Origin of the sequence: Empedobacter falsenii (genome assembly GCF_019308355.1) — a bacterium.
Classification (GTDB): domain Bacteria; phylum Bacteroidota; class Bacteroidia; order Flavobacteriales; family Weeksellaceae; genus Empedobacter; species Empedobacter falsenii_B.
This window is the reverse complement of the sequence record NZ_JAAGKM010000009.1, coordinates 15713-30204: the sequence shown is the minus strand read 5'-3', so window position 1 is coordinate 30204 and position 14492 is coordinate 15713. Positions and strand designations below refer to the sequence as shown.

The window sequence follows — 14492 nt, the reverse complement described above, 5'->3', positions numbered from 1 at the left end:
CTAAAATTTAGGTAAAGCCACAAAAAAAGTCTTGATTTCTCAAGACTTATCTATTTTTTAACCGTTTTTAATAACCAAAACGACGCAAATCATTCTCTTTGCTTCTCCAGTCTTTTCGCACTTTCACGAAAAGTTTCAAGAATACTTTTTTATCAAAGAATTTCTCTAACTCTTCTCTTGCTTCTTTTCCTACTTTCGATAAAGACTCTCCTTTATGTCCAATAATAATTCCTTTCTGAGAGTCACGCTCAACAAAAATTTCAGCTTCGATAGAAATTAAATTCAAATCTTCTTTGAAACGTTCTGTAACTACCTCAACAGAATATGGAATCTCTTTTTGATAGTTTAATAAAATCTTTTCGCGAATTACTTCATTTACAATAAAACGCTCCGAACGGTCTGTTAATTGATCTTCTGGATAATATTGCGGACCTTCTGGAATAATTGCTTTGATCTTATTAATCAACAAATCTACATTCACGTTTTCTTTTGCCGAAATAGGTAAAATCTCTGCTTTTGGTAATAATTCGTGCCAATATTCTACTGCTTCATTTAATCGATCTGGCGTAGCTGTATCAATTTTATTCAATAATAAAATAATTGGTGTAGATGTTTTTTGCAGACGTTCGAAAACTTGTTCATTTTTCAATCGTTTTTCTCCAATTTCTACAACATAAAGAATCACATCAGCATCCACCAACGATTCATTTACTGCATCCATCATTTTTGTTTGCAGTTCATAAGCAGGATCCAAAACACCAGGCGTATCCGAAAATACAATCTGATAATCTTCTCCTGTTAAAATACCTTTGATACGATGACGTGTAGTTTGCGCTTTGTGTGTTGCGATAACCAAACGCTCTTTCATCAACATATTCATCAAAGTAGATTTTCCAACATTTGGATTTCCTATGATATTTACAAAACCGGATTTAAATTTCTTTTCGTCTGACATTCTGCAAATTTAGTGATTTCTATAATATTATTTCAGATTAATATGTTGAAGAAAAGATTAATATTCTAATCCAATTTTAATTTCATAAAATTGATTTTGGTCTGTATTTTGAATAATTCTAATTAAGTTCAAAAAAATATGACGAAAGTTATGGTTTATTGAAAAATATGATTAATTTCATACATGTGTTATGGAAGATTAAATTAACCAAAATTTAAAAAAATGATGAAAGCAGAACTTATCGAAAAAGAAGAAGTAAGAAACTATAAATTTTTAGACGCGCCAAAAGACGAAGTAACGGTAGAGGCAAACAAATTGAATGGTGCAGTAAGATTAGGAAACGAATTCAAATCGAAAGCATATATTACATTTCAAACAGATCAAGGTCCTAAGAAAATTGAGACGACTGTTTGGTCTGTTACGGATAAATTTTTACAAATTAAGAAAGGAGTTTTGATTCCGTTAAAATCTTTAATTGATATTCAATACTAAAAATTGTTTATTGCTTAAATTAAAAAAGGGATACGACGATGTCGTATCCCTTTTTTAATTAATTATTTTTATTGGATTCTTTCAGCAATCTAATTAACTCTGCACGTATAGCAGCTTTATCATTACTTTTCGGAAAATCTCCGATAAAAAATGTTTGTTGCGGAACTTCATAAGGTTCTAATTCACTTTTTGGAATATCAACATGTTCTGCAAATCGACTTTCTATTACCAAAGAAATTACATCTTCTGTAGATCCTTTTTTCGGAAAAGCAATCACAATAAAGTTATAATCGATATATGGTTTTAATTTTTCTTCAATCAATTCTAAATTCACCACATCTTTCCTATTCAACTTACATTCATTTCCAGAAATCCATCTAAACTTTTTCTGATCATCCGAAACAACAGCCTGTCTATATAAATTTAGTGATTCTTTTTCGTAAGGCGAATTCAAGACTAAATTACCTTTTTCATCTTCCGAAAGTTCTATTTTATCTAAAACTGTATAATCTGTTTCATCTATTTTTTTTACTGCAATTGGAAATCCATTCGCGGTAAAAACTTGATAAAAACTGGTTTTCGTTTGATCATTCAATTTACTTTTCAAATCATTTGACAAATCATCACTTTCGATTGCAATTTTTTCGATTCTAGCCAAATCTTCAAAAGAATTTTCAATCTGTTTCTTTGTCAAATAAGCATAATTTAATGCGTATCCTATTTCGTCTTGACTTTCGTCTGTTAATGGAATCTTCACTTTATCCGAATCTTCATGACAATACAAATCAAAACCTCCTTCTATGGCTTGAACCAATGAAATTTCTCCTTCATTTTCTAAAACCGATGAACTTAAAAGTGTAGAATCTCCTTTTTTCAATCCTAAAAAATTATTTAACGAATGAAACGTTTCATTTACAAATCGAGGATCAAAATTCGATACATAAACATTATCTTCTCTCGAATAATGAAAATTAACTTTTTCTTCTTTTGAATCGATCTTTTTCATCAAATCAAAAATATCATTTTGCCATTGAAAGGTATTTTTATCCTGAAATTCACTTAAAATCTCTGGAATGTTTTTATTGTTAAAATCTAACTTCATAATAATTACTTTTGTGTGTTTTTAATTTACTGATAATCAAATTAAATCAATAATTTTACCAAAAAACTCGATTAAAATGTTTTTTCAACTTTTGTTGACAAAAAGTTGAAAAAAGCAGTTTCAAAAATTGGTAATTTTATAAAATTTAATGGATAATTATTTATCTTAGCAAGATGAATCACAAAACAGATTTTTCGAATTTAAGATTTAAACGAAATCTAAATTCTAATCCATCACATATAGAGTCATTTGAATTAGATAGTTTACAAGTCAAAAGTGATTACAATTACGATGATGTAAAAAATCTGAAACAGATTAACTTTTTACCCGGAGTTGCCCCATATTTACGCGGTCCTTATACGACAATGTATGTTCGTCAACCTTGGACAATTCGCCAATATGCAGGTTTTTCTACTGCAGAAGAATCGAATGCTTTTTATAAAAGAAATTTAGCTGCTGGTCAGAAAGGGCTTTCTGTTGCCTTTGATTTGGCTACTCACCGCGGTTACGACTCAGATCATGAACGTGTTGTAGGAGATGTAGGTAAAGCTGGCGTTGCGATAGATTCTGTAGAAGATATGAAGATTTTGTTCAATGAAATTCCATTGGATAAAATTTCGGTTTCGATGACAATGAACGGAGCTGTTCTTCCTATTTTAGCTTTTTACATTGTAGCTGCAGAAGAGCAAGGTGTTTCGCAAGATCAACTTTCTGGTACAATTCAGAATGATATTTTGAAAGAGTTCATGGTGCGTAATACATACATTTATCCGCCAACTCCTTCAATGAAAATTATTGCAGATATTTTCGAATATACTTCTCAAAAAATTCCTCGCTTCAATTCGATTTCTATTTCGGGTTATCACATGCAAGAAGCTGGAGCTACGCCTGTTTTGGAAATGGCTTATACCCTTGCAGATGGTTACGAATATGTAAAAACTGGTTTGGAAGCAGGATTGAAAGTTGATGATTTTGCTCCTCGTTTATCATTTTTCTGGGCGATTGGAATGAATTTCCCTCAAGAAATTGCAAAAATGAGAGCTGCTCGTATGTTATGGGCAAAATTGATGCAAGAATTTGAGCCTCAAAATAAAAAATCATTAATGTTGAGAACGCACTGTCAGACTTCTGGTTGGAGTTTAACAGAGCAAGAACCTTATAACAATATTGGTCGTACAGCGATAGAAGCGTTAGCTGCTGCTTTAGGAGGAACGCAGTCTTTGCATACCAATGCGTTGGACGAAGCAATTGCTTTGCCAACAGATTTCTCGGCTCGTATTGCGCGTAATACACAAATCATTTTACAAGAAGAAACTCAAATTTGTAGAACGGCTGATCCTTTTGGAGGAAGTTTTATGATTGAATCTTTGACAAATGAAATGGCAAATCAAGCGTGGGAATATATACAAGAAGTTCGCGAATTAGGTGGAATGACACAAGCAATTGAAGCTGGAATTCCAAAAATGCGTATTGAAGAAGCTGCTGCAAAAAAACAAGCCAAAATTGACTCTGGTGAAGTCGCAATTGTTGGTGTAAATGCTTATCGCTCGAAATTAGAACAACAAGAGTTCGAAATTTTAGAAGTTGACAACACTGCTGTTCGTCAAAAACAAATTGATCGATTAAATCAAATTAAAGCGGAGCGTAACAGCGAAGCTGTAAAAGATATTTTAGCACAATTAACAAAAGCTGCTGAAACAGGCGAAGGAAATTTATTAGAATTATCTATCGAAGCGGCTCGTCGTCGTGTTACTTTAGGTGAAATTTCTGATGCATTAGAAGCTGTTTTTGGTCGTCATAAAGCAATTACAAGAGGAATTCAAGGAGTTTATGCTATGGAAGCAGGTAAAATGAATAAATTTGAGGAAGCTCGTAATTTAGCTGACGAGTTTGCTGAAGAAGACGGACGTCGCCCTCGTATTATGGTAGCAAAAATGGGACAAGACGGTCACGATCGTGGTGCAAAAGTCGTTGCAACCTCTTTTGCGGATATGGGATTTGATGTGGATATTTCCCCATTGTTCCAAACGCCAGCAGAAGTTGCAAAGCAAGCTGTAGAGAATGATGTTCATATTTTAGGAATTTCTTCTTTGGCTGCAGGTCACAAAACATTGGTTCCGGAAGTTGTAAAGCAATTGAAAGAATTAGGTAGAGATGATGTTTATATCGTAGTCGGAGGTGTTATTCCGCGTCAAGATTATGATTATCTTTATCAAAATGGTGCAGATGCAATCTTTGGCCCAGGTACAAACTTAGCTGAATGTGCCTGCGAAATTTTAGAGAATTTATTGAAATCTTATAAATAAATCTATTTTAGTATGAGTATTCCTGTCTATTGACAGGAATATTTTTATATTTATACCACACAAACCTTAAAGCGAAATGAATAAAACTCTTCGAAATATTATCTTAATCATCTGTACAATTTTTATTATATGGTTTATTGGATACTTTCTGATTGGAGATTTTATCAGTTTAGAATTCGCGAATCATGACTTTGCAAAACTATTTCCAAAGCTTTTAACTTTTGCTGCGGCAGTTAGTATTTATGTGCTTTTTCTACTTTCGATCAAAAAGAAAGACGGATGGAGTTTTATGAATGTGATGAAATTTATCTTTGGAATTATCTTCGGATTTCTTCCACTTTTAACCTTCGAATATTATAGTATTGGAAGTTGTACAAATTGGAAAATTGATAAAAAAATTCAAAAAACGCTTTATAAATCCAATTCTTCTGATTCAGAAAAAATTGTTTTAATCGAAACATTTTGTCCAGAATCTAACCTAAAAACAACTCAAGTAAAGCGAATTGTAGAGATTACACCACTTTTTATAACAACTTCTGAAATTGATCTAAATAAAATTTCGGATAAAAGTTGGAAAAAACTTTAATCAAAATTAAACTTTGCCCAAAATTTGATGTCTAACAGATGAAGTAACCAATTCATCTCATGACAAAATATATTCTATCATTTCTTTTTAGTTTGATTACGATTTTTTCTTTTGGACAAGAAAAGATTACCGTCACTGGAAAAGTAACGGATGTACTTAATTTTCCTTTAACTGATTCTGAAGTTATTTTAGGCAATAAAGCCGATTCTACACAAATTTCTACTACATCTACAAATGATGATGGTACGTTCAAAATTGAAATTAATCTACAAGATAAACCTGTTTATTTAATTATTGATGATCCTTTAGAAGGCGTTTTCAAACAAAGTTTCGAATCGATCAAAAACAATATTGATCTTGGAACAATTATCATTAATCCGATGATTTATGATTTGGATGAAGTTGTGGTGACAAATGTGGAACCTATGGTTGTAAAACAAGATACAATCGAATATAATGCTGATTCTTACAAAGTAAAACCGAATGCAAATTTGGAAGCTTTATTGAGAGAATTACCAGGTTTTGAAATGGATGATAGCGGAAATATTACGGTAAATGGAAAAGATGTTAATGAGATTTTGATTGATGGTGAACCATTTTTTGGAACAGATGGAAAAGTTGCGTTAGAAAATTTACCTGCGGATATTATCAAAAAAATTCAGGTTTCGGATTATAAAACAAAGAACGAAAAATTCTCTGGAGAACGTTCGAAATCGGATAAATCTTCGCTAAACATTACCTTGAAAGAAGATAAAAAGAAAGGTTATATGCTCAAAGCCACGGCGGGTTACGGAACGGATAATCATTACGAAGGCAATTTGATGGCAAATTATTTTAAAGGTAAAAAGAAAATTAGTTTAATTGGTTCTTCAACGGATATTGCGGCTTCTGGAATGACAAGCGGTGAAGGTTCGCGTGGTCGTGGCGGAATGGGACGAAGAGGTTCTGATGGAGTAACGACAAATACTTCGATTGGATTGAATTATAGCGATCAATTAAATGATAATTTGAAAATTGGAGCTGATTATCGTTTGAATCATTCGTTTTCAAAAAATGATCAATACAAACACATCGAAAATTTTGCGCCTAAAAATATTTATACTTCTGATGCAAATTCTAAAACAAAAAACGAAACGTATGGACATAATTTTGGAACAAATTTAGAATGGACGAAAAACAACACAAAAATTTATTTTTATCCATCATTTAGTAATTCATCATCTACAAATTCATCGATTTCGGATAGTAAAACATATTCAGATTTGGGTGACTTGAGAAACCAAATGAATCAAACATCGAATGGAAAATCAAATTCGAATACATTTAAAACATTATTATCACTTAATCAGAAATTCAAAAATAAATCATATCTAGATTTTAATTCAAGTATATCGATTGGTAAAACAGATCGAAATTCGTTCATCAATTCAACAACATTATATACAAATGATACGATAGCGGATGTTTATCGAAACATCAATGAGAAAAATATTTCGAAGAATAATCAATACAATTTTGATGTAAAATATACGTATCCTATTACAGATTCTTTGAAAATTGCTGTTGGTTCTGCTTATAATTTAACCGATTCTGAAACCAATAATAGAACGTGGAATTATAATGATGTAACGGGAGAATATGACAATTTGAACAATGATTTGACGCGTTTTTATTCAACTAAATTGAATGAATTTAATCCATATGCACAATTATTACTGAACAAAAATAAAATTTCGGCAACTGTACGTTTTGGTGCAAATATCTATAATCAACAAAATTTTGGAACGTTTAAAGCAGATGATTACAGCTCAACTCAAAACAAAACCTTGCCAGATATTTCGGGAAATATTCGTTATCAAAGCGGAAACAACTCGCTGTCTTTAATGTATAATTATCAGACAAGTTTGGCTTCGACATCACAAGTTTTACCGATTTTAGATGAAACTGATCCGTTAGATGTTTTCAAAGGTAACCCAGATCTTGATCCAAATAAAGCGCATCAAATCAATTTGATGTTCAGCAATTTTGATCGTAAAACGCGTCAAGGATTTAACGCTAACTTAGGTTATACGTACAACGAATCGAATATTGTGAATTATACAGAAATGGATTATTCGATTTATAAACGAACTACAACGTATGAAAATGTAAAAGGAAATTATCGTCTGAATGGTAACTTTTTCTTTAATAAACAATATCAAAAAGGGATCAATAAATTTAGAGTAAATGTAGGAATGTCTGCGAGTTATGCTTTAACGCAAGGTTTTAGAGATGCGGTGAAATATGAGCAATACAATACAACTTTATCACCTACATTGAGATTAAATTGGGATTATGGTGATTATTTGACAATTTCACCTTCTTATCGTTTGAACTTTACAAATTCTAAATATGTCAATTACTCAATTGATAATCAAAATAATATTACGCACAATTTCGGAATTAAAACTATTTCTACTTTTCCTAAAAATTTGACTTGGACAAATGATTTCAGTTACAATTATAACTCGAGAATGGCAGCAGGTTTCAAGCGTGATTTCTTTTTGTGGAATACAAGTTTGATGTATCGTTTCTTCGATGATAAATTGGAGGCTGGTGTTAAAGTTTACGATTTATTGAATCAAAATAACAGTTATACGCGTACAATTACAGCGGAATCAACAATCGATCAACGCAATAATATTCTGACTCGTTTTGTGATGTTCTCGTTAACATTCAACTTAAATCAGTTTGGTGGAAAATCTACAAAAGGTGGAGACGGAGACCGACCAAGAGAAAGCGGTGGAATGAGAAGAATGGAAATGCAGTAGTAAAATAACAAAAAAAACGGCTCAATTTTGAACCGTTTTTTTTTGTTAATTATCTTTATCAACTCCTGTTTTTTTATTGATATTTTCTTGTATTTTTTGATAATATTCTTCTTCTATTTTATCAAATTCTGATATCGAAATTACTTTTCCTTTCGTCGGTTTTATTTTGTCATGTTGAATTTATTTCAACATCGAATATTGTTTATGATGAGAATGTGAAACGAATTCAGATTGATATACGAATAATTTATTCTAAAATATATTTCAATTTATAGCCAAACATTCCACGATCTTTGATCATGTCAGCAACACCTTCTGGACATTCATTTTCCCAATCTTGCTCAGCATTTGCAATTTTTTCTAAAATTCGACGCGAATAAGAATCTAAATAACCTCTGTTGTAATTCAAAATATCTTGAATTCTTCCATTATACAAGAAATATTTGTACAATTCGTGTACGCTATCACTTACTTGTAGATTTTTCGACGTCAACAAAATATCTTTTTCTTTGTCTAAATATGGATACAAATAAACTTTTACATTTTTCTTGAATAATTTTCCGAAAGCTTCCATGATTCCGCCAGGTAAATCGGCATAATATTGCTCATTGAAAATTTCGACCAAATTATTAACACCCATCGCTAAACCAACTTTGGTTTGATTTCGAGTAAATTTCGAGAAATAATCAACTAATTTATAATATTCAGAAAAGTTAGAAATGATAACATTGTAACCTAAACTACCAATAATATCAGCGCGATCTAAAAAATCTCGTTCATTCAATTCGCCTTCAAAACCAGAAGCAATCAAGTTAGAAAGCGTAATCTCAAATAAAATTTCGGTATTATCTGTTCTAACATCATCTTCTTGTTTGAAAATTTCTAAACCACCTTTGAACATATCCATATTTACATTCATAAAAGGGCGGAAAGAGCCACGAACAGCAAAGATATTTTTCTTGTATAATAAATCGGCAGGTAAAATATTTTTTCCTTGTGGATTGAAAACCGCAACATCAGTCATTCCATTTTTAACCAACTGAAGTGACATCAAACGATTATCAACATATTTGAATTGTGGTCCACGGAAATTAATCATGTCAATTTCTAATTGATCTTTATCCAACGTATCGTATAAAGATTTTATTAATTTTCGGGGATTATCGTAGTAATAATAAGCGCCATAAATCAAATTAACACCCAAAACACCTAAAGTTTCTTGTTGCAATTGAGCCGTATTTTCTTTGAATTTTACATGAAAAATAATCTCGTTTGCTTTTTCATCTTCTGCATTTAACTTGAAACGTAAACCTATCCAACCTTGACCTTCATTTTTCTTTGAATAATCAATTGTTGTTACCGTATTTGCGTAGGTGAAAAATGCTTTTTCTTTGTAGTGATCGTGGACTAGACGCTCTTTCATCAATTCCATCTCATGATCCAACATTTTTTTAAGGCGAGCTTGTGTCACATAACGACGATTTTCTTCTACACCATATATAGAATCGGACATTTCTTTGTCATAAGCACTCATCGCTTTTGCAACAGTACCCGAAGCAGCACCTGCGCGATAAAAAAAACGAACGGTTTCTTGACCTGCTCCAATTTCTGCAAAAGAACCGTATATTTTCGGATTCAAATTGATCTCTAAAGCTTTTTGTTTAGGAGTAAGAACTTGTTCTAATGCCATATTTTAATTTCAAATAGTTTGTGGTAAATTTACCAAATCATTATGGCTAAATCAAATATAAAAATACATTTTTTAGGAACAGGGACTTCACAAGGAATTCCGATTATTGGTAGCGATCATCCGGTATGTTTGTCAACAAATCAAAAAGATAAACGTTTGCGTTCTTCTTTGTTGTTAGAAAAGGATGGAAAGATTATTACGATAGATAGTGGACCAGATTTTAGACAACAAATGTTGCGTTATAATGCGCAAAGGTTAGATGGAATATTATATACACATGAGCATAATGACCATGTTTTAGGATTGGATGATATTCGCCCGCTTGTTTTTAAATCTGGAGAGGATATGAATGTCTATGGTTTGAAACGCGTGTTGGATGAATTACATAATCGTTTTCCATATATGTTTGCTGAACATAAATATCCTGGAGTACCAACGGTAATAGAGAATGTTATAGAAGATGAAAAATTTTCGGTTGCTGGATTTACGATTGAACCAATTAAAGTTCTACACGGACCCTTGCCTATTTTGGGATATTTAATTGATGATAAAATTGCTTATTTGACGGATGTAAAAACGATTCCAACAGAATCTCTTGAAAAATTACGAGGAGTAGAAGTTTTAATCATTAGTGCGCTGCGAGTAGAACAAGAACATTTTTCGCATATATTATTAGATGAAGCAATACGATACTCGGATTTAATAGGCGCAAAGCAGACATATTTTACACATATTTCGCATCATTTGGGATTTCATGATGAAGTAGAGGAAAAATTACCAAAAGGTAAACATTTGGCTTACGATACGTTAGAAATAATTCTGTAAAAAGTTTAAAAAATAGTTGGAAAAATAAATAAACTAACATTATATTTGCAGTCCATAAAGGCTCGGATGGCGGAATTGGTAGACGCGCACGACTCAAACTCGTGTTCCTTTGGAGTGTGGGTTCGATTCCCACTCCGAGTACTACTTTAAAGGTTTAATCGACTGAATTTCAGTTGTTTAAACCTTTTTTTATATATCAATGTAATTACATTTGTAAACACTTTCTTAGAATTAATTATATTCTTATACTACTGCAAGCCAAATATACGAAAAAAGTAAAATACTTAAATTAAGTTATTTTTATAAAATAAACTTTGTTATATAAAATATTATTACTATTTTTGCATAAAATTGATTTTAACATTTTTGGCATACCTTTTGTATATCTCTTTAGCGAACAATAAAAATGAGAAAAAAATGGAGGGGAACCAGTATTTAATGTTAAATGGAGGTGATTTAGAGCAATTATTAAAAGATGTTGTTATTCAATATTTTGAATGTAAATTTCAAAAATTAGAAGATTATATAACAAATCCTTTAAGTACTACAGTTGCTGTTGAAGAACAAAAGTATACGAGAAGACAGATTCAAGATATTTTTGGCATAACTTATCAAACTGTTATTAATTGGGAAAAACAAGGCGATTTAGACGCTTTATCTGAGTTTAGTAATGGAGGTAGAATTAGGTATTTTTATACTTATGAAAATGTCAAAAAATTAAGTAATATCAAATCTGTTAAAAACAATCATTTATTAACTGCTTAAAAAACCAATAATACATACAGAAATAAAAGAAAATAAAAAATCGTATCGAAGCATAGGGGTGTATGTCCAATCGCTTGTATTTAAATTGATTATAGGTTCAATTTATTTTCTTTTATAAATGTATTTGTATAGCTGTTTTTTAGTGCTTAAAATATAGCAATTACTGGGGTAGTAATTCTGTATTTTTTTGAGATTTATCTCACTTCAAAGCCGTTATTTCTTAACGGTTAATTTTTATCTACACATTTTAAAGTAAAATAAGAATAGACATAGGTTTCCTATTGTGTAGGGGGATTGCTATGTTTTTTTTAAAAAAATAAATATGAAAAAATTGAAAAAAATTAATGGGAGATATTCATCTAAACATGGTTGGAAAATGGTTATTTCAAAAATGATATTTGATTATGTTAATAACCATAAAAACATATTTCCTGAAAGTTTAAAATGGGATGAATTGTTATATATCATTAGTAAAATGGAGTATAAGATTTTTACTAAAAAATATAGAGATTTAGCAGGGGATTTTATTCCTTTTCCATCTGCTGAATTGAAGAGATATAAAGCTGATTATAGTAAGTATTTGGATTTTCTATTGTCAATAGGAATATTAGATAAGAAGAATTACTCAACTTATAAAAAACGATGTACTAAATATAAATTTAATTATAAAAAGGCTTATTTATCAGGCTACAGGATTTTTGATATAAAAAATATTGAAATTAATAGAAGTATTAAACATCCAAAAAATGATTATTTATTTCAAGGTTATAAGGATAAAGATCTTGCGCATTTGACAAAATGGTTTAATGATGATTTACAATTTGACGAAAATAATTTTTTGGAACTAATGCCGTCCAAATTGACAAAAAAAGACAAAATGTATCATATAGATGATGATGAGTTATTTAGAAAAATTTATTTAAGAATTCAAAGTTATAATAGGAGTGCAGAGGAATTAAAAAATAAAAACTTTAGAATGTCAAGAAATAAGAATTCTGATAATAGATTTCACACTAACTTGACGAATTTGTCTAAAAAATTAAGACAATTTGTAAGATATAAAGGAGAAACATTATATAGTTTAGACATAAAAAATTCACAACCATTTTTCATAATAGTATTAATAGAAGGATTGATAAATAAGAATAATAATATAATAAGAAATATAAATAAAGTATACGGTAATAACAATAATGGTATAGTCTCGAAAATATCTTCTACATTCCTTTCTGACAAAGAGTTTCAAGAAGAGTTTGAAATTTTAAGAAAATGGATTTTAGAAGGCGTTTTTTATGATGAAATTATAGAGATTTATAACCTTCAAAAAGCAAAAAATGGAAAGTATAAAATTAAAGTTTATATAGAAAATAAAAAGAAAACGATAACAAAGGGTTTTGAATCTATTAGAGAGGCTTCTAAGGCACTTACTCTAAGATTGCTTTATACGCCTGCTAAAAAGAAAGATGAGCACTATAATGCGTTTAAAAGTAGGTTTCCTAAAATTTGTGATTTTTTTGTTTTCTTAAAAAATTATTCAGGTGGAAAAAAGAATAGTTATAAAAAATTTCCAAAACTTTTACAACATATAGAAGCTGATTGTATTATTGATAATGTTACAAAGAAAATTGCGAAAAAACATCCTCATGCTCCTATATTTACTGTACATGATTCTATTGTTACAACTGAAGAATATATTGATGAATTTCAAGATTTGATGTTTAACTATATATCAGAATATACAAATGGCTTAACACCGAAATTAAGTAAAGAATGTTGGTGTGCCGATGACGATATTACTGATTCTTATTTAGAAGCGGCATAGAATATAAAAATCTCGACTTTTAGGAGTTGAGATTTTTTTATTTAATATTATTTCTTTTAATATTTTCAAATAATTCTGATAATTCTAAATCTAAAGCAAAGGCTATAATAGAAATAGTGACAATATTTGGCTTAACAACTCCTTTCTCTATTTTATAGAGGTATTGTCTGTCTTTACCAACCATTAAAGCTAATTCCGTTTGAGTAAGTTTCTTTAATTTTCTGAACTTTCTTATCTCTTCGCCAATTAGTTTGGGGATAGTTGTGTTAATATTTTTTAAATCACTTTCCATTTGCACGAAAATGAATCAAAAAATACTGCATATTGTAACCTTAAACTACTGCATTATTGTATATTTGTAAAAAATATTTTTAATCTAAATTAATTATTTTCATTGATTTATGGTTTCCCGTAAAAACATAATGAAAACTTATAATAGATTTGAATATAAAATTTAATATAAAAATTATGAGTAAGTCTATTTTATGGATAATTAAGATTGTTTTAATTTTTGTTGTTATTGTTGTAATGACTGTTACAAAAGAAATGGGCATACCTGCTATAGTGAGGAATGTTATAGGTATTGCGATAATATTTGCAATTATCAAGTATAAACCGTCTAATGAAAATGAAAATAACAATAATCAGACACTTAATAAGAATTAGTGTTTGTAGATTATTATAAGGTACTTGAAGTCAATTCTGATGCTACAAATGACCAAATAAAAATTGCTTTTAAAAAACAAGCTTTAAAGTGGCATCCAGATAAAAATCAAACAATTGATACGACTATCCAAATGCAAGAAATTAATGAAGCAAAATTAATTTTGTTAGATAATGAAGCTAGAGCAAGGTATGATATTGAATATTTGAAATTTCAAAATTTTAAAAATGTACATAGTTTTGAAACAGATGATAATAAATATCAAGGATATACTGTAGAAGATGATTTATTAGAGAAATGGATTAATAATGCTAAAAAACAAGCATCTGATATAGTAAAACAAAGTTTGGAAGATTTTAAAGGTGTTTCAATAGCAGCTTCTAAAGGATGTTTGGAAGGTGTTTATTCATTGATAGTTTTTGTAATTATTATTAATCTATTAGCGTTATTGATTTATTTTTTTATTTAAAATTAC

At 30.0% G+C, this 14492-nt stretch carries 12 protein-coding genes and 1 tRNA gene; 9 read left to right on the top strand and 4 right to left on the bottom strand.

Features of this window, described 5'->3' with window-relative positions:
* Nucleotides 1-67: 67 nt before the first annotated feature.
* On the bottom strand, nucleotides 68-955 hold the full coding sequence (gene era, locus G0Q09_RS05780) for a GTPase Era (protein WP_038334822.1): 888 nt from the start codon (nucleotides 953-955) through the stop codon (nucleotides 68-70).
* Nucleotides 956-1177: 222 nt separating this feature from the next.
* Here era and G0Q09_RS05775 point away from each other — a divergent pair, with 222 nt between their 5' ends.
* Nucleotides 1178-1447 carry a hypothetical protein gene (locus tag G0Q09_RS05775; RefSeq protein ID WP_219034249.1) on the top strand — a complete coding sequence of 90 codons (270 nt, stop codon included), beginning with the start codon at nucleotides 1178-1180 and terminating at the stop codon, nucleotides 1445-1447.
* A gap of 58 nt (nucleotides 1448-1505) precedes the next feature.
* Here G0Q09_RS05775 and G0Q09_RS05770 read toward each other — a convergent pair whose 3' ends face one another.
* Nucleotides 1506-2549 carry a hypothetical protein gene (locus G0Q09_RS05770; RefSeq protein ID WP_219034248.1) on the bottom strand — a complete coding sequence of 348 codons (1044 nt, stop codon included), beginning with the start codon at nucleotides 2547-2549 and terminating at the stop codon, nucleotides 1506-1508.
* A gap of 173 nt (nucleotides 2550-2722) precedes the next feature.
* Here G0Q09_RS05770 and scpA point away from each other — a divergent pair, with 173 nt between their 5' ends.
* The 3 genes from scpA to G0Q09_RS05755 all read left to right on the top strand — a co-directional run bounded on the left by scpA (nucleotide 2723) and on the right by G0Q09_RS05755 (nucleotide 8251).
* Nucleotides 2723-4855 (top strand): methylmalonyl-CoA mutase, encoded by a 2133-nt coding sequence (gene scpA, locus G0Q09_RS05765; protein ID WP_125350662.1) that lies wholly within the window; start codon nucleotides 2723-2725, stop codon nucleotides 4853-4855.
* Between the two features lie 76 nt (nucleotides 4856-4931).
* Nucleotides 4932-5441 (top strand): hypothetical protein, encoded by a 510-nt coding sequence (locus G0Q09_RS05760; RefSeq protein ID WP_038334805.1) that lies wholly within the window; start codon nucleotides 4932-4934, stop codon nucleotides 5439-5441.
* Nucleotides 5442-5500: 59 nt separating this feature from the next.
* The gene (locus tag G0Q09_RS05755) at nucleotides 5501-8251 is read left to right on the top strand and encodes an outer membrane beta-barrel protein (RefSeq protein ID WP_219034247.1); all 2751 of its coding nucleotides are present in this window, start codon (nucleotides 5501-5503) and stop codon (nucleotides 8249-8251) included.
* Between the two features lie 247 nt (nucleotides 8252-8498).
* Here the strand turns inward: G0Q09_RS05755 and G0Q09_RS05750 are convergent, their stop codons facing one another.
* Complete coding sequence (locus G0Q09_RS05750; protein ID WP_219034246.1) at nucleotides 8499-9941, bottom strand: TonB-dependent receptor; 1443 nt, start codon at nucleotides 9939-9941, stop codon at nucleotides 8499-8501.
* A 42-nt stretch (nucleotides 9942-9983) separates the two neighbouring features.
* Here G0Q09_RS05750 and G0Q09_RS05745 point away from each other — a divergent pair, with 42 nt between their 5' ends.
* The 4 genes from G0Q09_RS05745 (at nucleotide 9984) to G0Q09_RS05730 (ending at nucleotide 13353) form a co-directional block, all read left to right on the top strand.
* Nucleotides 9984-10766, top strand: coding sequence for an MBL fold metallo-hydrolase (locus G0Q09_RS05745; protein ID WP_219034245.1), 783 nt, complete (start codon nucleotides 9984-9986; stop codon nucleotides 10764-10766).
* 60 nt (nucleotides 10767-10826) lie between these two features.
* Nucleotides 10827-10907: transfer RNA gene (locus G0Q09_RS05740), tRNA-Leu, on the top strand.
* 210 nt (nucleotides 10908-11117) lie between these two features.
* The gene (locus G0Q09_RS05735; RefSeq protein WP_219034244.1) at nucleotides 11118-11531 is read left to right on the top strand and encodes a MerR family transcriptional regulator; all 414 of its coding nucleotides are present in this window, start codon (nucleotides 11118-11120) and stop codon (nucleotides 11529-11531) included.
* A 322-nt stretch (nucleotides 11532-11853) separates the two neighbouring features.
* The gene (locus G0Q09_RS05730) at nucleotides 11854-13353 is read left to right on the top strand and encodes a hypothetical protein (RefSeq protein ID WP_219034243.1); all 1500 of its coding nucleotides are present in this window, start codon (nucleotides 11854-11856) and stop codon (nucleotides 13351-13353) included.
* 37 nt (nucleotides 13354-13390) lie between these two features.
* Here G0Q09_RS05730 and G0Q09_RS05725 read toward each other — a convergent pair whose 3' ends face one another.
* Nucleotides 13391-13645 (bottom strand): helix-turn-helix domain-containing protein, encoded by a 255-nt coding sequence (locus G0Q09_RS05725; protein ID WP_219034242.1) that lies wholly within the window; start codon nucleotides 13643-13645, stop codon nucleotides 13391-13393.
* 373 nt (nucleotides 13646-14018) lie between these two features.
* Between G0Q09_RS05725 and G0Q09_RS05720 the strand changes: the two genes are divergently transcribed.
* Nucleotides 14019-14486, top strand: a complete 468-nt coding sequence (locus G0Q09_RS05720) for a J domain-containing protein (protein WP_219034241.1) — start codon at nucleotides 14019-14021, stop codon at nucleotides 14484-14486.
* Nucleotides 14487-14492: the final 6 nt, after the last annotated feature.

Bases quoted from the DNA above. Each gene is read 5' to 3' on its own strand.
- G0Q09_RS05745 (WP_219034245.1), top strand. From the start codon at position 9,984: ATGGCTAAATCAAATATAAAAATACATTTTTTAGGAACAGGGACTTCA.
- G0Q09_RS05770 (WP_219034248.1), bottom strand. From the start codon at position 2,549: ATGAAGTTAGATTTTAACAATAAAAACATTCCAGAGATTTTAAGTGAA.
- scpA (WP_125350662.1), top strand. From the start codon at position 2,723: ATGAATCACAAAACAGATTTTTCGAATTTAAGATTTAAACGAAATCTA.
- G0Q09_RS05730 (WP_219034243.1), top strand. From the start codon at position 11,854: ATGAAAAAATTGAAAAAAATTAATGGGAGATATTCATCTAAACATGGT.
- G0Q09_RS05755 (WP_219034247.1), top strand. From the start codon at position 5,501: ATGACAAAATATATTCTATCATTTCTTTTTAGTTTGATTACGATTTTT.
- G0Q09_RS05760 (WP_038334805.1), top strand. From the start codon at position 4,932: ATGAATAAAACTCTTCGAAATATTATCTTAATCATCTGTACAATTTTT.
- G0Q09_RS05750 (WP_219034246.1), bottom strand. From the start codon at position 9,941: ATGGCATTAGAACAAGTTCTTACTCCTAAACAAAAAGCTTTAGAGATC.
- era (WP_038334822.1), bottom strand. From the start codon at position 955: ATGTCAGACGAAAAGAAATTTAAATCCGGTTTTGTAAATATCATAGGA.
- G0Q09_RS05775 (WP_219034249.1), top strand. From the start codon at position 1,178: ATGATGAAAGCAGAACTTATCGAAAAAGAAGAAGTAAGAAACTATAAA.
- G0Q09_RS05725 (WP_219034242.1), bottom strand. From the start codon at position 13,645: ATGGAAAGTGATTTAAAAAATATTAACACAACTATCCCCAAACTAATT.